12 protein-coding genes are annotated in these 18,946 nt (G+C 42.3%); 6 read left to right on the top strand and 6 right to left on the bottom strand.

From position 1 onward, the window contains the following. Positions 1 to 271 precede the first annotated feature (271 nt). The 6 genes from F8N35_RS05145 to F8N35_RS05120 all read left to right on the top strand — a co-directional run bounded on the left by F8N35_RS05145 (position 272) and on the right by F8N35_RS05120 (position 8,037). Positions 272 to 676, top strand: a complete 405-nt coding sequence (locus F8N35_RS05145) for a response regulator (RefSeq protein WP_293050283.1) — start codon at positions 272 to 274, stop codon at positions 674 to 676. Then, positions 660 to 1,844, top strand: coding sequence for a hypothetical protein (locus tag F8N35_RS05140; RefSeq protein ID WP_293050282.1), 1,185 nt, complete (start codon positions 660 to 662; stop codon positions 1,842 to 1,844). The genes F8N35_RS05145 and F8N35_RS05140 overlap by 17 nt, the downstream gene beginning before the upstream one ends. A 28-nt stretch (positions 1,845 to 1,872) precedes the next feature. After that, complete coding sequence (locus tag F8N35_RS05135; RefSeq protein WP_293050281.1) at positions 1,873 to 3,285, top strand: glycosyltransferase; 1,413 nt, start codon at positions 1,873 to 1,875, stop codon at positions 3,283 to 3,285. A gap of 52 nt (positions 3,286 to 3,337) precedes the next feature. Continuing rightward, on the top strand, positions 3,338 to 5,356 hold the full coding sequence (locus F8N35_RS05130) for a sulfatase-like hydrolase/transferase (protein ID WP_293050280.1): 2,019 nt from the start codon (positions 3,338 to 3,340) through the stop codon (positions 5,354 to 5,356). A gap of 29 nt (positions 5,357 to 5,385) precedes the next feature. Next, positions 5,386 to 6,669, top strand: coding sequence for a YaiO family outer membrane beta-barrel protein (locus F8N35_RS05125; RefSeq protein ID WP_293050279.1), 1,284 nt, complete (start codon positions 5,386 to 5,388; stop codon positions 6,667 to 6,669). Between the two features lie 174 nt (positions 6,670 to 6,843). Continuing rightward, entirely contained in the window at positions 6,844 to 8,037 is a 1,194-nt protein-coding gene (locus F8N35_RS05120; protein ID WP_293050278.1) for a pyridoxal phosphate-dependent aminotransferase, read from the top strand. A gap of 181 nt (positions 8,038 to 8,218) precedes the next feature. Here the strand turns inward: F8N35_RS05120 and F8N35_RS05115 are convergent, their stop codons facing one another. From F8N35_RS05115 to F8N35_RS05090, 6 genes are all read right to left on the bottom strand, one after another. Beyond that, positions 8,219 to 11,101, bottom strand: a complete 2,883-nt coding sequence (locus F8N35_RS05115) for a sugar-binding domain-containing protein (protein WP_293050277.1) — start codon at positions 11,099 to 11,101, stop codon at positions 8,219 to 8,221. 55 nt (positions 11,102 to 11,156) lie between these two features. After that, positions 11,157 to 11,471 carry an L-rhamnose mutarotase gene (gene rhaM, locus F8N35_RS05110; protein ID WP_293050276.1) on the bottom strand — a complete coding sequence of 105 codons (315 nt, stop codon included), beginning with the start codon at positions 11,469 to 11,471 and terminating at the stop codon, positions 11,157 to 11,159. Beyond that, complete coding sequence (locus tag F8N35_RS05105; RefSeq protein ID WP_293050275.1) at positions 11,468 to 11,785, bottom strand: hypothetical protein; 318 nt, start codon at positions 11,783 to 11,785, stop codon at positions 11,468 to 11,470. The genes rhaM and F8N35_RS05105 overlap by 4 nt, the downstream gene beginning before the upstream one ends. Positions 11,786 to 11,941: 156 nt before the next feature. Then, positions 11,942 to 13,168 (bottom strand): oligogalacturonate lyase family protein, encoded by a 1,227-nt coding sequence (locus F8N35_RS05100; RefSeq protein ID WP_293050274.1) that lies wholly within the window; start codon positions 13,166 to 13,168, stop codon positions 11,942 to 11,944. 207 nt (positions 13,169 to 13,375) lie between these two features. Next, on the bottom strand, positions 13,376 to 15,667 hold the full coding sequence (locus tag F8N35_RS05095) for a RagB/SusD family nutrient uptake outer membrane protein (protein WP_293050273.1): 2,292 nt from the start codon (positions 15,665 to 15,667) through the stop codon (positions 13,376 to 13,378). A 29-nt stretch (positions 15,668 to 15,696) separates the two neighbouring features. Next, positions 15,697 to 18,912 carry a TonB-dependent receptor gene (locus F8N35_RS05090; RefSeq protein WP_293050272.1) on the bottom strand — a complete coding sequence of 1,072 codons (3,216 nt, stop codon included), beginning with the start codon at positions 18,910 to 18,912 and terminating at the stop codon, positions 15,697 to 15,699. Between the last annotated feature and the right edge of the window lie 34 nt (positions 18,913 to 18,946).

Below are 18,946 nucleotides of genomic sequence, written 5' to 3'. Positions count from 1 at the left end.
GGGAGATTTAACTATGCGAAACGATTCGGAATAGTAAGGAGTACTGGGAGAAGCAGATGCTTATCTAAAAATCAGCAACTGGAATTAACGAATGTATTGATCACGGTCACCCCGATTCTTAAGTCATCGAGAATCAGGTTGGAGTAAAGCAATCAGTTCTGATCTGCATTTCCCTACAGCAAGACCGTGTAGATGAGCAAGCGCAATGTGTACTCAGTAGAAATCATTTGTTCTTATCAATTCTGATTTAAAAATCCTAAAATACAATTTTATGAAGATACTTATATGCGAAAGCAACCCTCTATTAGTACAACTCATGGGGAAAGAACTGATGTCCGAACAGAATGAAGTTCGTCTGGCCTGGGTAAGTGAAGAAATGGCAAGTCAATTGACGTCATTTGCACCTGATATTTTAATCACAGAGGTATTATTACCGCATATGAACGGGTTCGAATTCATTCACAACGCCCGGTTACAATTTCCCAAGATGACGATTGTAGTTATAAGTTCATTAAGTTCCAATCGATTAATAGAACTCATATTCAGACTTGGTGCCGATGAGTTTATTTCTAAACCTCTTGATCCGACACAGCTAAACAACCACATCCAAAAGGCAATACGCGGAAAGAGAAATTCATTCATTTCAAATGCAATAGATTATGTTACGAAAATATAAAGCGGTGGCCGTGTTTTTAGCGGCTATGATTTTGCTGATAGCATTCTCATTCATTGTAAAAAGCTGGCTAATGCAGGAAAACTGGTTTCTGAAAAGTAGCAGCGCATTTAACTGGCTTCACGATCTGGGTCGTTACTTAATGGCAACGATTGAAGAAAATCAAAAACAAAGCACTTTGCTTATTTGGCTATTTCCGGTTCTATTTACGGCGCTCATCCTTACGGTGGTAAATATTGTAACAATCGCATTATTCATTTTACTCCGTAGATGGGGCTCAATCAACCTTTGGCGTCGTAAAAATAAAATGAGACAAAAAGCACAAGAATCTATCGTAGAATACCTCTACGGAGATAGTGAATCGGCTTTACAGCAAATAAAACAACTCAATAAACAAATGCTTGTTGAGGAAATAATCAGTTTGCGCAAACAAATCACCGGGCCTAAAACCGAACACTTGCAACTGCTGTTTTACCAGTTAGGCCTTGATGTATTTGTGACTCATAAAATTAAAAGTGCACGATGGTTTAATAAGTTATTGTACATTGATGCGGCACAATGGATGCAGGTTTATGCGGCATTTGAGCAGATTCAGCCCTATCAATATGCAGAAAATCCTCACTTAAGAAATGTAGCGCAAATGGCATGTGTTAATCTCGATACCGGCCAAGCGTTTGCATTCCTGAATATTATGGATCAATCACTGCCGATATGGCATCAGATTTTACTGCATAAGACAATGGTTAGAGGCTCCTTACCACTACCCGACTTTTATAGTTTTCTTCATTCGGAGAATGCTTCGGTCATCATTTTTGCGCTAAATATGATTCGCCTTTTTTCTCAAAAGGGTCCACAGAACGAGATTATCCGTTTGGTGACACATCATGATCCGATGGTACGTAGAAATGCCCTACGGGTAGTACGTGATCTGGATATTTACGAGGCTATCCCCGTTGTAAAACAGAATTTCCTCGGAGAAACACTTCGCGTTCAGGTTGGAATGATACAGGCACTTTCACTGGATAAACCTCAGGAGACGTTTGAATTCTACCGAAACATATGGCAGGATACACCCCGACGATTGCAGGCTGAGATCCTGAAACATGTTTCTCCCGGATTGCAAGCCATGCTCTTAAAAGACATGGAACCGGAGCAAATTGAACAGAAATAAGATTGAACACAACAAAAAAACTAAACGTATGGCTGATATTTTCTTCAATAATCTATTCCTGGTAATTGCCGCGTTAATTATGGCAATTTACCTTTTTCTGGGAATTATTTCTATGTTTCAGTTGATTGAGTACAAAAGAGCAAATCGTTATACCGATTTCAGTACCCTTCTCTCATCGCCTCTTGCTCCCGGAGTCACAGTAATAGCCCCCGCTTACAATGAGAGCAAAACGATTGTCAACAACATAAAAGCATTGTTTACACTTCAGTACAATAACTATGAAATAATAGTAGTTAATGATGGAAGTACCGATGATACTCTGGACAAAATAATAAAAGAATTTGATTTGATAGAAACAGAATATATTGCTTATGCAGCGCTACCGACACAGCCTGTTAATGGCATTTACAAGTCCAGAAACCAAGCTTACTCGTTTCTTACGGTGGTGGACAAACAAAACGGAGGAAAGGCGGATGCACTCAATGCAGGAATCAATGTATCGCACTTCCCTTATTTTGTTGCGATTGATGTGGACTGCATTGTTGTTCCTGATGCCTTACAAAAATTAGTCAAGCCTTTCCTTTCTCATACCGACAACAAGACCATTGCAACAGGAGGTGTGATTCGTATTGCAAATTCGTGTAAAATTGATAATGGACAAGTATTGCAGGTAAATGTACCGGATGAATATATCGTGCGTTTCCAGGTGGTTGAATACCTTCGGGCATTCCTTATGGGGAGAATGGCCTGGAGCAAGCTGAATGGCTTGCTGATTATATCGGGAGCGCTGGGGATGTTTGACAAGGATATTGTTGTACAATGCGGCGGTTATAATGTGAATACCGTTGGTGAGGATATGGAATTGGTAGTGCGTATGCGAAGATTTTTATACGATCAAAAAATCAAGCATCGCGTTGAATACATTCCGGATCCGCTTTGCTGGACAGAAGTTCCGACAACTCAGGATGCGCTGCAACGTCAACGAAACAGATGGACCAGAGGCAACATAGATACCTTGAAGATACACCGGAAGCTTTTGTTTAACCCGAAATATGGCCGTTTGGGGATGCTGGGCTATCCATTTTGGTTTTTCTTTGAATGGCTTGCTCCTTTGTTCGAAGCCGGGGGTTATGTTTTTATGCTCTTTTTGTTGATGACGTCGATAATCAATTGGCCTATTTTTCTGTTTCTTCTGTTGTTTGTCTATCTGTTTTCGGTTTCATTTTCATTTTATGCTGTACTTTTTGACGAATTTACCTTCCACCGGTATCATCGGTTTGCTCACCTTAGAAAGCTTTTTATTATTCCGTTCATTGAGCCGATAGTTTACCATCCACTCAATGTTTACTGGGCAATCAGAGGCAATATTTCGTTTCTGAAAGGTAATCGGAAATGGGACAAATTGGAGAGAAAAGGGTTTTCGAACGCATCGCCCCAATAGTTATATATGCTATATAGAGATATTTATATTCATTTTAAAATTTAGAAATTATATGCAAGAAAATAACACCCATTTATCTATTAAAGCTAAAATGAGTGATCTGATGAAGAATTTTGCTTCGTTTATGGCAGTTTTCTTCACATTCATCATATTACTAAGAATATACGAGCTTGCGATGGCCCAATTCGATCAACATATCCGGGATCATTTGTTTCGGTTTATGGGGTCAGCGCTTTTATCCGACTTGGGCTTCTCTTTAACAGCCGGAGCTTGTTTGTTTGTTATACTTTTCATCACAGCTCTTCTTTCAGCAAAAATAACAAAGAGGCTGATGCTGGCATTGTTTATTCTTCTTTGTATCGGTCATTTGTTGCTGGTTAAGTATTTTTCAGTCGTACTGAATCCTTTGGGAGCCGACCTGTATTATTACTCTGTTGCAGAAGTGAGGCAAACCGTCAGTGCAGGTATCAGCCTTGATATGTTGATAAAGTTGCTATTGGTAACCGCGCTTATTGTTTTGTTGTTCATCTATTTCCCCCGTCGCATTAATACAGGAATTAAGCTGAATGCAAGCTTAGTGGCACTTTGCTTTTTAGTTCTTTTTTTCAAGGGATCCACACATGCGTTGGCATACAATTTCGGGTCAGAATATGATAATAATCTGGCACTTAATAAATCTGCTTTTTTTTACGATGCAACTTTTGCTTATTTGTCTCACAATGGTGGAGGCAATAGTGTTGAAATGGCCACGGGTGCGAAAGAATTGACTCACAATGCAAATGATTTCAATTATCCTGATGCAGAGCATTTTGCCTTTTTGCATCCCGACAATACAAAAGATGTACTCTCTTCTTTTATCCGGAAGGGCAAGGACTCTCCCGACTATGTTTTTATAATTGTGGAAGGACTTGGCCGGGCATTTTCAAACGACAACGCTTATCTGCATAGTTTTACGCCATTTCTTGATTCACTTTCACGGCACAGCCTTTATTGGGAAAACTGCATTAGCACGGCCGGTAGAACATTTGAGGTTTTACCTTCGATGCTGGCTTCGCTGCCGTACGCCACAAACGGCTTTGCTGAATTGGGAGATCAAATGCCTTCTTATTTGGGTCTGATTAACATTCTCCAGACGAATGGTTATCGTTCTTTCTTTTACTACGGAGGCGATTCGAAGTTTGATAATATGAACTTGTTTCTGAAGAAGCAGAACATTAACGGCATATACGATTTACATAAGTTCAATGGCTCTTACAAAAAGTTACCAGCCAATTCTGACGGATTTTCGTGGGGCTATGGCGATGCCGAATTGTTCCGGTTTTATCTTCAGGAGTATGAAAAAACGAGTAAACAGCCAAAAATCAATATTTTGCTCACGGTTGCAACGCACAATCCTTTTCTAGTGAATGATCAGGAAAAATATAATGTCCTGTTTGAAAAACGATTGCAGGATCTAAAATTGGATGCAGCTTCGATAAAAGAGCATCGTGCATATAAACCGCAATTTGCAAGCGTGCTCTATCTTGACGATGCTTTGCGCCATTTTTTCAAAAACTATGCTTCCAAACCATCTTTTAGTAACACGGTTTTCATTATTACGGGCGACCACCGGATGCCGGACATTCCATTGAGTACCAAAATTGACCGGTACCATGTGCCGCTAATCGTGTATAGCCCGTTGCTGAAGCGCCCGTCCAAATTCTCTGCCGTAGTTTCGCATCTGGATATTACACCTTCTATATTAGCTTACCAGAAAAAACAATATGGAACAAAAGCTCCTGCATTGGTGACCTGGTTAGGTGCCGGTCTGGATACTGCGCGTTATTTCAGGAATGCCAGTAATTATCCTTTGATACCTACTAAACAGGGCGTCAGCGAATATTTATCAGGCAATTATATGTTGAGTGGCAACACAGTGTTTAAGCTATCGGCAAACATGGGGCTTGATCCGGTGAACGATAATGACCAACAACATAAATTACAGTCGTTGCTTGATCGATTTATTCAAAGAAACAGGGCGATGCTGGCACACAAAAAGCTGGTGCCGGACAGCCTATTACATAAATATTGATGTTGTACTGATTTTTAACATGAATCGCTATGAATACTTCCTTTATATTGAAAATAACACCCTACAGATTTTTTGTTATTCTGATAACAAGTTTGTTTAGTATACCGGTATTTGGACAAACCGGACTGAGCTCTGACTCTTTGTTTCACAATGCCAGAGATGCCGCATTTAAGCAGAAAAATTATCCGTTGGCTATCCAATTATCCCGTCAGGCATTGTTACAAAGTCCTAAATATGATGACATAAGAGTGTTTTTAGGGCGTCTTTACACTTGGAACGGGAAACCGGATAGTGCGAGAACTGAGTTATTGACTGTACTGAAACAAAAACCGGATTCCGAGGATGCTGCTCTTGCGTTGACTGATCTGGAATACTGGAGTGACAATAACAAGGTTGCATTGACTTATTGTGATCAGGGCTTGCAGTACCATCCGGGTTCGACTGACTTATTGATTAAAAAGATAAAGATACTGAAATCGGAGAAAAGATATATGGAGGCTTATCAGACGGCACTTGTGCTGCTTCAAAAAAACCCTGCGAATACCGATGTGCGGTCTCTTATTCTGGACATTACCGATGCTGCATCCCTCAATAAAGTCAGTGTCGGTTATGATTTTACCTGGTTCGATCATGGATATGGCGATTATTTGCACAAATCGCCATGGCAAATCATTAATGTCGATTATACCCGTTTTACCTCATTGGGCTCCATAACTGGACGGGTCAATTACGGCAAACGATTTGGCAACACTGCTTTTCAAGCCGAAATCGATGCTTATCCTCACATAATGAAAGGCCTGTACGCCTATACAAATTTGGGCTTGTCTGACGTATCATCGGTGTTCCCTCACTACAGAGCAGGAGCGTCGCTGTATGCTACGCTGCCCAAGAGTTTTGAGCTCGAATTAGGATTCAGATATCTGAATTTCAGCAACTCAACCTGGATTTATGTCGGTGGACTTTCAAAATATTATAAAAGCTTTTTGTTTAACGCAAGAGTAACTCTAGTGCCCGGTAATCACAACATATCTCATTCATATACAGGCACTGTTCGTTATTATGTAGGTGGAGCGGACGATTATTTTTATGGCAACATCGGCTATGGCTTGTCCCCAGATGATGCGAATGCAGTGCTTGCATACAATAATGGCAATGTCAAACTTATTTCGAAAAGCGCAACTTTAGGATTGAAAAGAAGCATTAAAAAGCTCAATGTCTTCTCGATATCGGCTTCTTTGCTAAATCAGGAATATCATGTTGGACAAAAAGGGAATCAAGTGGAAATATCGGTTTCTTATCAGCGTCGGTTCTGACAGAGAAATTTTTGGTGTAAAAAAGTGGTTTTCCGTGTCTTTTTTATTTGACTGGCTTAGTAAAAATGAGTACCTTTGCATGGTTTTTGGTCAACCAATTTCCACGCACATGTAAAATCCGGGTCATTCAACGAGTCGGATATTTCACCCGAGAATTCCATTTATATATAATTTATGAACCAATTATCTGCGCGTATTAACGCATTATCACCATCTGAGACGTTGGCGATGTCTCAAAAAAGCGCCGAACTGAAAGCTCAAGGCTTCGATGTGATTAACCTGAGTGTCGGGGAACCCGACTTCAACACTCCTGACCACATAAAAGCGGCAGCCAAAAAAGCGGTTGATGATAATTTTTCATTCTATTCACCCGTACCCGGATACCTCGACCTGCGTCAGGCTATCAGTGAAAAACTTGAAAAAGAGAATGGTTTGACATATAAACCGGATCAAATTCTTTGCTCCAATGGTGCAAAGCAATCTGTTTGCAACGTTGTTCTCAGCGTGGTAGGCCCCGGCGACGAGGTGATCATTCCTGCTCCTTACTGGGTAAGTTACGTGGAAATGGTGAAACTGGCCGAAGGGGTTAACGTTGTGGTTGAAGCAAGTATCGATCAGGACTTCAAAATTACTCCTGCCCAACTCGAAGCTGCCATTACTCCAAAAACAAAAGCCATCATTCTCTGCTCTCCTTCAAATCCTACCGGTAGCGTTTATACCAAAGAAGAATTGAAAGGGTTGGCTGATGTGTTGGCAAAATATCCTCAGATCGTAATCATTTCCGATGAAATATACGAACACATCAACTACCTGGGTCAGCACGAAAGCATCGCACAATTCGAAAACGTTCGCGAACGCGTGGTGATTGTGAATGGTGTGTCAAAAGGCTATGCAATGACAGGCTGGCGTCTCGGCTGGATTGCTGGTCCGAAATGGGTGGTTGGCGCCATCAACAAATTGCAGGGTCAGTATACTTCAGGTCCCTGCTCAATCGCTCAGAAAGCTGCCGTGGCTGCTTACAAAGGCGACCAAAGCTGTGTTACCGAAATGCGTGTGGCTTTCCAACGCCGTCGCGATCTGATTGTGAAACTGGCAAAAGAAGTTCCGGGTTTCAAAGTAAACAATCCCACGGGAGCATTTTACATATTCCCTGATTGCAGTTATTACTTAGGCAAATCATTCAACGGAAACAAAATAGAAACAGCTGCCGATTTGGCAATGTACCTTCTCGACGAGGCAAAAGTGGCCTGCGTGGGTGGTAATGCGTTTGGCGCTCCCAATTGCATCCGCATGTCGTATGCAACTTCCGACGAAAATATCGAAAAGGCGATGGCTCGCATCAAAGATGCGTTGTCAAAGCTTGTATAAGTATCTTAGGTGTTAGTTTTGTAAGGCCGTCATTTACATGACGGCCTTATTTTTTTTCGAAAGGTCAGAGTCAAATATCGGTTGTGAAATAGCAAAGAGAAGAATTTCGGTTCTTTTCTCTTTCAAGCATAAAAAAAATGAGAGCCTCGCTTAAAACGAGACTCTCAAATTATTTTTATGATTATCGTGTTCCCTTCTTCAATTCGTCGGGGACATCTTTGCTGTAAGTCTTCACCTTTTCGGCTGTCTTACGGAAGATATCTTCGATGGTTGAAAGCTCAATTTTATACTGAGGGTTAAACTGTTTCGACTGCATGTAGTTGAGAATGGAGTATCGCAATTGGTGTGCCACGGGACGGTTTTCCAGATCGTTGTCAAGATCCATGCTGCACACCACCATCTTGCCTTTACCTACCTGCGCTTCGAAAAGCATGCCCAGTTTGCGGTTGATAAACCAGGTATCGATGGGTTGTACCAACGGATGAAAACCTTTCGGGAAGTCGGTCAGCTGCATGGTTTGTGCCTTGTTGAGCAGCTCCCACCATTGCAAATCGCCCCAGTCGTCGGTAACGAAGTTTTTGAAAATGGGGTGGCTGTTTTCGATGTAGGCGCCGGTTGTGTGCGGCGGACGCATCTTGAACCAAGAGGTGTTCCAGAAAACAGGCTGGTAATATTGCACTACCTCTTTACCATATTCCACTTTTCCGGCGGCGAGCAACAGTACTTTGCCTCCTTTCGCCAACACCTTTTGCGCCGTCTCGTCCAGTTCGTGGCAAACAAGAATGCCTTTCGAATTGTCGGTGACTGTTGCGGGATATACCCAGAAATTCCAGTCGTTGGCATATGCAGTGCCGTCGATGGCCACCTGCAGATTCAGCTTTGCCGGAGCGGTTATTTTAGAGAGACCCATCGAAATGTTTCCCAGCGCCAAACGACTTCCGGCCGGAATGGTTTGTTTGGAAAGTGAACCTTCTTCTACAACCTTGCCGTTCATATCTCTCACTTTCCAGCGAATAGTTGTCTCTTTCAGGTCGGAGGCTCCGTAATGAGCCACTTCCACACCCGCTTTCAGGGTTTCATTGTTGTTGAACACGAATTTCTCCATGCGTACCAGCGGCACCGTGGTGTTGCAAAAACGGCGGAAAGAAAGCGAATCGACATATCCTTTCTCCTGCCAGAACACATTGAGCACTCCTACCAATGCTGTTCCCTGACCCGAGTAGTCATTCAGTCCGAGCAAATAAAAGCCAGCATAATCGGGTGTACGGTAAAGTTTTTCCAGGTCGTGCTTATAACAGAGCAGTTGCAGTTTGCCCGATGCCATCAGGAATCTGCGGCTCATGTCGGCCATGTCGTTATCGGTGAGGTTCTCCTGAAAGAGTTCGAAATTCTTAGCCCGTTTCACACCGGTATATTTCGGAATCTCGGTAAAGTCGGGGAATGCGCACCACTGGCCTGTTTCGTGCGAAATAAAGGGTTGTTTCACCGTGTCGATGTTTTGGCGGAAGTCCGACATCGATTCGGGCCGGGTTTTGTCCCAGTTAAGACCGCGCGCACCAGCTTTGACATGATACTGATTTTTCGGTTGCCATGCCCAGCTACCTCCAACGGAGGCTCCGGTGTAGATACGACGGCTGTCAGTAGCCTTCCAGTAATCCACAAATTTGCTCACCCAAGCCACCCAGTTACCGCGTGGTTCGTTGCCTGCAGCCAGCATCACAAACGACGCGTGATTGCCATATTCGCTTGTCATTCGTATCGTCTCGTCCATCAGATAGGCATCAATCGGTTTGCCCTGACCGAGCGAAGTGCTGTGATTCGGCCAGCTCGGACCTTCGGGTTGCAGATAAATACCTACGCGGTCGGCAGCCTCGAAAGCAGCTTCGGGTGGACAGTAGGAATGAAAACGCATGGCGTTGAGTCCGTACGATTTGCACTTGCGGAAAATCGTCTCCCACGAAGCCCGATCCATCGGAGCGTAGCCGGTGAGCGGAAAGTCGCAGTTTTCGACAGTCCCGCGCATCATGGTGCGGATGCCGTTGACATAAATTCCGCGCCCTTCGATTTTGATTTCACGCATTCCGAACTCCACATCCCGCGAGTCGACTGTATCTCCGCTTTTCAGGGTAACCGTCAGCTTATACAGTGCAGGCGAAAATTCGCTCCAGAGCTGCATCTTATCGTGCAGAGGCAACGTAATGTCTATTTTTTTAATAAGGCTGTCGGCAGTGAACGGAACCGTTACCGGATTGATGGTTTGTGGATCGGAGGTATTGAAACTTTTTGCAGACAAAACGATATTGCCTTTGTGATTCTTTCCCGTCTCATTCAGGATCAAGAAACTGATTTTCGCCACACGGTTTTTGAGATCGGGAAATACGCTGATAGGTTCCAAGTGGATCTGAGGTCTGCTTTGCAGTTCAATCCTCCCTACGATTCCGTTCCAGTTACCTTGAGTCTGGTCGGTCACGCTATGCGAATTCTGCCCCGGATCGATCGTCGTTCTCAGTCGGTTGTCGATGCGAATGGTCAGCCGATGCTTGCCTGATTTAAGATAAGGTGAAAGAAAATAAAGGTGAGGTGTAGTCATAGACATTATATTACCCATAAATTTATTATCAATCCAAACCATGGTTTGAATATGGGCTCGTTCCAGAAAAAGGGAAAGCGGTTTTCCGTACCATTCTTCGGGAATATCAATGTCGCGCTGGTACCAGGCCACTCCCACGTAATGTTTGTTGGGTGTGAGAAAGAAGGGCAGCTTCAGATTATCCAGTTTGCGGTATTTTTCCATGGCCGGATTAAAATAGAAGGAGCTGTCGTAGAGGCTTCCCGTCCACTGGGTTTTCAGCGTGATATCGTCACCTTTCCCGTTTTCGCACATGGTACCCGGTAACCGTACGGTTTCGTCTCCTATTGAAATCGTATACCAGCCTTTGTCAAGTCCTTCGTCGTTCCGGTCGATGCGGAACTGCCATTTGCCGGTAAGCGAAATCGTTTGTTGAGCAAAAGAAATGAGTGCGATAGTGCTAATCACCAGTAAAGAGCAAAAACGTTGTTTCATTGATTGTGCTTATTAAAAGTCAGGCTGCTAATGCGAGAAGCGACCTGATGTTTTTTTATTCCATATAAAACAGTTCGGGCAATGGAATGGAAACAGGCGAATTGTCAGGGTTGGTTTCCATAATATCGGCCATGTAAGCCCACCATTTCTGTACGATTTCAGTACTACCGAGATCCTGTGAGCTCTGATCTCCATTTACCTTTTGAACGGCAAAGAGAATATTGGTCTCCTTGTCCCAGAAAATGGAATAATCATAAACGCCACTATCCTTGAGAAGTGTTTTCAATTGCGGCCAGATGGCAGCGTGACGTTTTTCGTACTCAGCTTCAAAGCCCGGTTTTAGAAACATTTTGAATGCTGTGCGTATCATGATAAATTAGAATTAAGTGGTAATTTGTGAATCAGATTATCAAGGTCGTTCGTAAGATTCAATTTCAACAATCCGCAAATGTTCTTTTGAGTTGGCAGCATTCGGATCGTTATAAAGGTCGCGTTGCTTGGCGCCTGCACTGTAACAAAAAAACGGGTGGTATCGTTTGCAAGCAGACAACGCATACCGTTTTTGTCTTTCACTCCAACTTCTACGAAAGCAAGGTCGGCTCCGTCGACCTTGCTGAAATACTCTTTGCCCCGGCAATGAGTATTCGAATCGACAAACACAATATTGAAGCCTTCCGAACTCACCCGGATGCCTGTTTCTGGTCGTGTAATATATTAATCATCCCAACTACGGACATCCAATGCCGAATTGAAGTTGTGCGTGTTTCGAGCAAAGAAGCCATCGAGAGATAAAGCAGCAGCTTCGATATCATTAAGGAGTCACATTTTAAGCCTCCCCTATTACTTTTCCTTTACTATTTCAACGGCATATACACTTTCAAATCCTTCAAAATTAGCACGAAATATAATCCATTTCTGGTCCGGCGAGAAGTGCACATTGGGTTCCAGATGATAATTGTGATGCTTCATGTTGACCAATCGTTCGAATTTAAAGCGATTGCCATCAGGTGTAAACAGGTTGATCCACTGACCATCTTTGGCTTTTGCCACGGATCCGGGATTACCACCATCTCCGGCAAAGAGTTTCTGATCGGGAGAAATGGTATAATGAACGCTCCACTGGTCACGACCAAACTGATATTTGGTTTCTTTGCCGGTTTGTAAGTCGGTTCCGGCTACAAAAAATGTTTCGCCACGCGGCTGTTGAAGATCGAACCAGATGGTCTTCCCATCGGGACTAAACCACTCATGACCGGCAATTTCCATATCCATGGTACGTTTGTGAACCAACTTTACTTCTTTGGTATCGATGTTGATCGTCCATATACGATCTACTTTATGCCAGGGGCCTTCGTGACAAAACATCAACAATTTGGGATCTGTCGGAGAAAACTGAACGTGATTTAACCATGCGCTGTCGGAAAATACTTTGGTAAGTTCCTTTGTTTTCAGGTTGATAGTAAATAAAGTACGGGGTTCTTTCGCTTCGTATATTTTTTTGAAAAAGTCACTTTTTTGGGGAAACTTGCGGGATATATCCTTTTCTTTATCTGATGCCCAAGCTCCGCCAAGAAGTGTTTCATCGGCATTCAAGGTAGTAATTTCGCCTTTAAAATCAGCAGGAAATACAAATTCGAGAGTAGTTTTACGGGTATCTGCATTCGTAGAGAATACCGAATCATTTATCTGATAATAAACTTTGTGATTTTTATGCCCGACAATTTCTCCGCTTTTGCGTTTTAGCTTGTCGGTAAGCTGGGTGATTTCAAGTGTTTTCAGATTCACCGTGAATAGTTGCATTCCTATTCCATCGGCTTTGTACGAATCATTTCCGTAAAACACCATCCGGTCGCCCTCTCCGGGTCGACCCAGAATAAACGGATTGTTATGGAAGTAGAAACTTGCACTGTTACCTTCGCGCGGAGTCAATCGTATTATTTTGTGATGGGTATCTTTATCAATCCAGACCGCAGGCATTTTCGTTCCTCCTGTTTCAAGTAGAGACTGCGCAAAAGAATAAGTAGTAAAAAGAACCAAAGAGACCAGTAGATAAATTTTGTTTTTCATATTAGTGCAGTTTTGTGAGTAAATAAATATTCAACACATTCAGCAGTCAATGGTTCCTGTTTTTTAACGTGGCAGAAAATCCCACGGAAAGATCTGGTGTAAGGAGATTCAATTTTAAAAAACGGAGTCTGCATAAACCTCTTTTTAAGTATAAAGCAGACTCCGTTGTAGGTAATTGTTTATTTGCGAATCAACAGCTATGTTACATTAATAACCCGGGTTTTGATAGGCTGCTATAGTAGCTGCATCCAACGGATTATTATTTTCGTCAGTCAATAGTTGTAAAAAGACAAGTGGCCATGGTTTGAACGTGTACTTTCTGTCCAGAGTACCTTTCCCTTTTCCTAAAGCGCCAATTGACCCTTTTGAGATATCGTCTTTCGGGAACGGGAATGCTGTTGTACCGGTTGATGCAGCAGGAGCTCCCATCATATCGTGATAATAAATACGGTCGTATAACAAGCCTGCATTATGGAGGTCTTCAACATTAGTCAACTCAAAGCACAATTCGCGACCACGTTCATTATAAATGAAATTAATAAAACGATCGAGTGTGGAAGCAGCTGTTGGAGGATAGTTCTCCCGCACACTCTTCGCACTTACTCCATCCCATTCTGTTCCATCAATGGCAATTTTGCTGTAAGAATCGGTAGTTACTGCATAAGGAGCTACCTTTTCGGCTGCAGGAATAGACAAACTACCTGTAATAACACTCGGTTCGAGTGTCACAAGTACATCCGAGCGATTTTCGCCGGCATGATAAGCCGCACGTTTACGAATAACATTCAAATCGTTAATTGCGCTGGTAAAGTCACCTTTACGTCCATAGGCTTCTGCCCGGATAAGATAAGTTTCTGCCAAACGGAAAATTGTAAAGTCAATAGAACCAGACCCATTCACATCGGTTGACTTTCCTCTGTATTGGTCTAACCATTTTCTCGGGCCCATATACCATTGTGAATTGGTTGTATTGATGTCAATACCAAACTGATCGCCATAATCACCGCTAATGCGATACATAACTTTACGACCTGCAGTATTAGTGATAACCGGATTAGCCGGATTTACCATTGCGCCTGCTTTTGGAGTACCGTCTGCATTAAAATATCCGGCTCCATTCGGGCTACCTACCATCCAGCGAACCATCATAATATATGGTTGACTCATTACCCAAAGAGAATCGAAAGGTTGATCCTTGGAGTTTTCAATATAAACAATAGAACGTTTTCCCAGTGTCAGTTTAACAGCACCCACAACTGCTTTTGTTATAGCCGTAGGATTAAGATAGTTGTTGTAATAGTATGCAGTCGCTTTATCCCAGGGTTTTCCGCCCGATGTGGTTGTTGCTGTAGCTACGTAGTCGGTTAAGAATGTTTTGTAATAACGCGAATCGTTAGCTCTGTCTGTATATTGGTCAAAACCCCAATCTGAAGGACATGCAGTTGCATAAGGACGGCCATAATCCAATGTTCTCGGAGTACAAGCTCTTAACGAGGTATGGTTACTATTGAACAAGTGAACCAAAGTATTGCCATAACGCCCATCATATGTCTGAGTCGGTTCGTATTGAGCCGAAAGCAAAATTTCTTTTTGATTTTCACGTGCATAATCACTTGTTGTGGTAAATAACGTTCCAAAGTTCGGACACAACCCTCCGTATGCAGTTGTAGTCTTCAACTGATCGATAGGCATTGATGCGTAAAAGATACATGAATCGAGGTCGGTAGTAACGCTCCCTTTGTACAATGCTTTCAATGTTGGTTCTGTACTATTTTGGAAGTTTGCTCCCTGCGCACGGGCAAGATAAATTTTTGCCAACAAGTGTGCAGCTGCCGGTTTAGTGATACGTCCTGTTTCAGTAGTAGTTGCCGGAAGAACATTAACTGCTTCGCGCAAATCGGTAATCATCTGTTTGTAGATAACTTCCATTTTCGCTTTAGGAAAGTTAAAATTAGATGGCATCCCTGAAAAGCTGTGCAGAATAAGAGGAGCATCTCCTAAGGCATTAGTCAGCAAAAAGTATGAATAGGCTCTCAGAAATAACATTTCTCCTTTTCTTGCAACTAATGACGTCTGATCTGTCGAAGTAAGTTTCGCATAATTTTCGAGGAACAGGTTACAACGCCCGATTTCAGGATAAGCACCTTCGGTATAACCTCCGCTAAGGCTACCAATTAAGAAATTGGTGAGCGCTGTCATACGAGTCGAAACTGTAGAGGCTGGATCCCATCCGCTTGGGTTATAACTTCCCATAGCAATGCGGTCTGCAAGTGACCAGTCGAATACTTCCACATCCGATCCGACACCAAAAATATAGTTCCCCTGATTGTAATCACTTTTAAAGCGCAGGAACTGATAACTCCCTTTACACAAAGACTGAAGGCCTTCAGCCGTTTTGTAATAATCCTGAGTTAATGTTGTAACAGACTTTTCTTCCAAAAAATCTTTACAGGAAAATAATGATGTTATCAACAACGATAACAGAATATATTTTTTCATATTATAAACTTGATTTATTAGGTTAATAATTAGAAGCTAACTCTAACACCTGCAACAAAACTGGTATTAATAATGGTATTGTTGTTAGTACCGCCAGTTGATTCTCCCACACTATTCGTACTTGTCCAACCATTCGTATCATCAGGATTCAATCCGGCTTTCACAACTTCGCCTCCGAAGATAAATGGATTCATAACCTGTCCAAAAATCTGCATGCTCTTCATATTTAATTTGTTTGCAAATTTTGCCGGAAGTTTATAACCCAATGATATATTACGAACAATCACATACGACCCGTCGTTCACATACGATGCCTGAGTTAAGGAGGCATTGACAGTTGCAGCACTTGCTGTACTTGGTTGCGGATATTTACCCGATGGATTTGATGGCGACCAGAAATCGCTGGCTTTTACGTGGCGCCCATATCCTACATAGTTCGTTCCGTTTATACCGGCAGGAAGTAACGAAGAGAAGTATTTTTGTCCTAAACGAGAATACAGGAAGAAACTGAATTCCCAGTTCTTGTACGTAAAGGTATTGGTCAAACCTAATACCACCTTCGGATCTGTACTACCTACAATAGATTTGTCGGCATCAGTCAATTTATAATCCGGTGTACCTAATTCCTGTGGTTTGTATTGGCCTACTGCAAATGTATAACCATTCGCTTTCCATTTCGCAATCTCAGCGAGATCTTCTGTAGTGTTTTGCCAGATTCCGGCAATGTGGTAAGTTCTGAACACGTTCAAAGGCTGTCCGATATACCAGTTGTTTCCGGCCATATCCTGTTTTCCGTTCACCAATTCTACGATCTGATTTTTATTAGATGATACTGAAAGGTCGGTAGACCATGAAAAATCTTTCTTTACAATGTTCTTGCTTGAAATAGTGAATTCAACCCCTTTATTTCTCATTTTACCGATATTGTCCATAATTTGAGCATAGCCTGTAATTGGAACAATTGAGCGATACATAAGAATATCACGGGTGTTCGATAAGTAGAACTCAAGAGTACCGGTTAACCGTTGGTTCAGGAAAGCAAAATCCAAACCAAGGTTGTACTGAGAAGTATGTTCCCATCCGAGAGACGGATTCGGCATATTATATGGAATCATACCATAAGCGGCAGTGGTACCCCATGTGTAAGCGTACTGAGCCAACGGACCTGCGGAAGAATATGCTCCAACAGCAGAGTTTCCTGATGTACCCATACCAAAACGTAATTTCAGTTCATCCACCCATTTAAAGGACTTCATAAAAGACTCTTCATGCAATTTCCACGCAACAGAAGCTGATGGGAAAAGATCCCATTTATGACCGTCGGCAAGCTGCGAAGCACCATCAGAACGTAAAGATGCATTCAGAAGATAACGACTCATAAATGAATAATTAAAACGAGCCATATACGAAATCATTGAAGTTTCGCTGAAACTGGTTCCATAACTATCTGGTTTCCCATTCGAGTTAGCTGCGAGGTTGTACCATTTACAAGCATCGTAGAAAATGCTCGAAGCGCTCATGTTTGATCCTACGTTTCTTGCATACTGACCAGATTGCATTAAAGTCAATCCCAGATCATGTTTGCCAAATGTTTTATTAGCATACAAGAGGTTTTCTATGAGATACTGATAAACTTCAGAGGTAGAATAGGATGCAACGGCAGTCGTTGGCAAACCACTTTTCAATCTGGTGGTTGAACCGGATCCCTGCCATGAACCTGAATTGGATGTTCTATACCCAGCACCAAAGTTCATGTGGTATTTAAGCCATGGAGTAAATTTAATATCAGCAAATGTATTTGCCTGAATAGTTAACTTTCTTGTCAAATCATCCGTGGTGGAGAGGTTAATGAGTGGGTTCCAGGTAGGTAGAGACTGGTTATTACCAGGATATAAAATCAAATTACCATTATCGTCGTATGGTTTGGCCATAACATATTGACTCAATGCCAATCCGTAAGCATCATTTGGCCCGGTAGAGCTACCTGTACGATAAGAAGTTCCATACTTTTGTTCACTCAACGAGGTATTTAAATTAACACCCACAGTTAACCATTTGAGGGGAGATGTTTCTCCGTTCATTCTAACAGAATAGCGTTTGTATCCCTGATTTTCCTGTGTTCCTTTGTTGTTATAATATCCTAATGACATATACAATTTCGAAACATCATTTCCTGATGAAAGAGCAACCTGATGATTTTGAGTAACACCGGTTCTTGTAAGATATTTTGTCCAGTCGGTGGTAGGAACATTGCCCGAATTGTAAACAGGCACCTGAGCTGGCCAACCGGCAGCCTGTTCTTCAGAAGTTGTCGCACGGGTTTTTACAGTTCCGTCACTATTCCAATCGTAGGCAGAACGAATTGCTGCCATAGTTGCAGCATCAGAGTGCCCGAAAATAGCAAGGTCAACAGCAGGATCCGGATACATGTAATTAGTTGAACCGCTTTTATAGGTTCCTCCATTAATGTTTGCTAAGCGATAACGATCAAGCATTTCGCCTGCACTTGCCCAGTCTGTTACTGAATTAATTACATCAAATGTAACAGTACCGGTATAGTCAATATTGATCTTACCTTTTTTCCCGTTCTTAGTGGTAATAAGTACAACCCCGTTAGCACCTCTCGAACCATAAATAGCAGTAGAAGATGCATCTTTCAAAATTTCCATCGAAGCAATATCATTCGGATTAATATCGTTCATATCACCCATAAGAATTACACCATCAACAACATAAAGAGGCGAATTTGATCCATTAATAGATCGCGTACCACGAATAACAACATTAGAAATTTCACCCGGACGATTGTTCGATTGTACGTCAACACCAGCTGCTTTCCCCTGCATTGCACTAATTGCATTTTGCACAGGTCTCTCTTCCAGCGTTTTAGCAGTAACCTGAGTAAGAGCGCCAGTAACGTCACTCTTCTTTACCCTGGCATAACCAATGGAAACCACTTCATTTAAAGCGATAGACGAATCTTTCATCGTAAGGCTGATCGCCTTTTGTGTACCAACCGTAATTTTCTCGGTTTCCATTCCGATAAATGAAAAAATCAGCATGGATTTTGAAGAAGGAACAGAAATCGAATAATTTCCGTCAACATCGGTAAGAGTACCTTGTGAAGTACCTTGCACTTTTACAGCAACACCGGGTAGTGGAGAGCCCTGAGAATCCTTGACATTTCCTTTGATAGTTACACTTTGGGCGAACGCCAAAGGAGCAGTCGAAATTAGAATCAACATGCAGAACATTTTGAGTAATAACATTCGATGTCTG

It is taken from the genome of Paludibacter sp., assembly GCF_009712605.1.
Taxonomy (GTDB): domain Bacteria; phylum Bacteroidota; class Bacteroidia; order Bacteroidales; family Paludibacteraceae; genus Microbacter.
This window is presented reverse-complemented; position numbering and strand designations above follow the sequence as displayed.

Bases quoted from the DNA above. Each gene is read 5' to 3' on its own strand.
- F8N35_RS05145 (WP_293050283.1), top strand. From the start codon at position 272: ATGAAGATACTTATATGCGAAAGCAACCCTCTATTAGTACAACTCATG.
- F8N35_RS05115 (WP_293050277.1), bottom strand. From the start codon at position 11,101: ATGAAACAACGTTTTTGCTCTTTACTGGTGATTAGCACTATCGCACTC.
- F8N35_RS05095 (WP_293050273.1), bottom strand. From the start codon at position 15,667: ATGAAAAAATATATTCTGTTATCGTTGTTGATAACATCATTATTTTCC.
- rhaM (WP_293050276.1), bottom strand. From the start codon at position 11,471: ATGATACGCACAGCATTCAAAATGTTTCTAAAACCGGGCTTTGAAGCT.
- F8N35_RS05100 (WP_293050274.1), bottom strand. From the start codon at position 13,168: ATGAAAAACAAAATTTATCTACTGGTCTCTTTGGTTCTTTTTACTACT.
- F8N35_RS05135 (WP_293050281.1), top strand. From the start codon at position 1,873: ATGGCTGATATTTTCTTCAATAATCTATTCCTGGTAATTGCCGCGTTA.
- F8N35_RS05130 (WP_293050280.1), top strand. From the start codon at position 3,338: ATGCAAGAAAATAACACCCATTTATCTATTAAAGCTAAAATGAGTGAT.
- F8N35_RS05125 (WP_293050279.1), top strand. From the start codon at position 5,386: ATGAATACTTCCTTTATATTGAAAATAACACCCTACAGATTTTTTGTT.
- F8N35_RS05090 (WP_293050272.1), bottom strand. From the start codon at position 18,912: ATGTTGATTCTAATTTCGACTGCTCCTTTGGCGTTCGCCCAAAGTGTA.
- F8N35_RS05140 (WP_293050282.1), top strand. From the start codon at position 660: ATGTTACGAAAATATAAAGCGGTGGCCGTGTTTTTAGCGGCTATGATT.
- F8N35_RS05120 (WP_293050278.1), top strand. From the start codon at position 6,844: ATGAACCAATTATCTGCGCGTATTAACGCATTATCACCATCTGAGACG.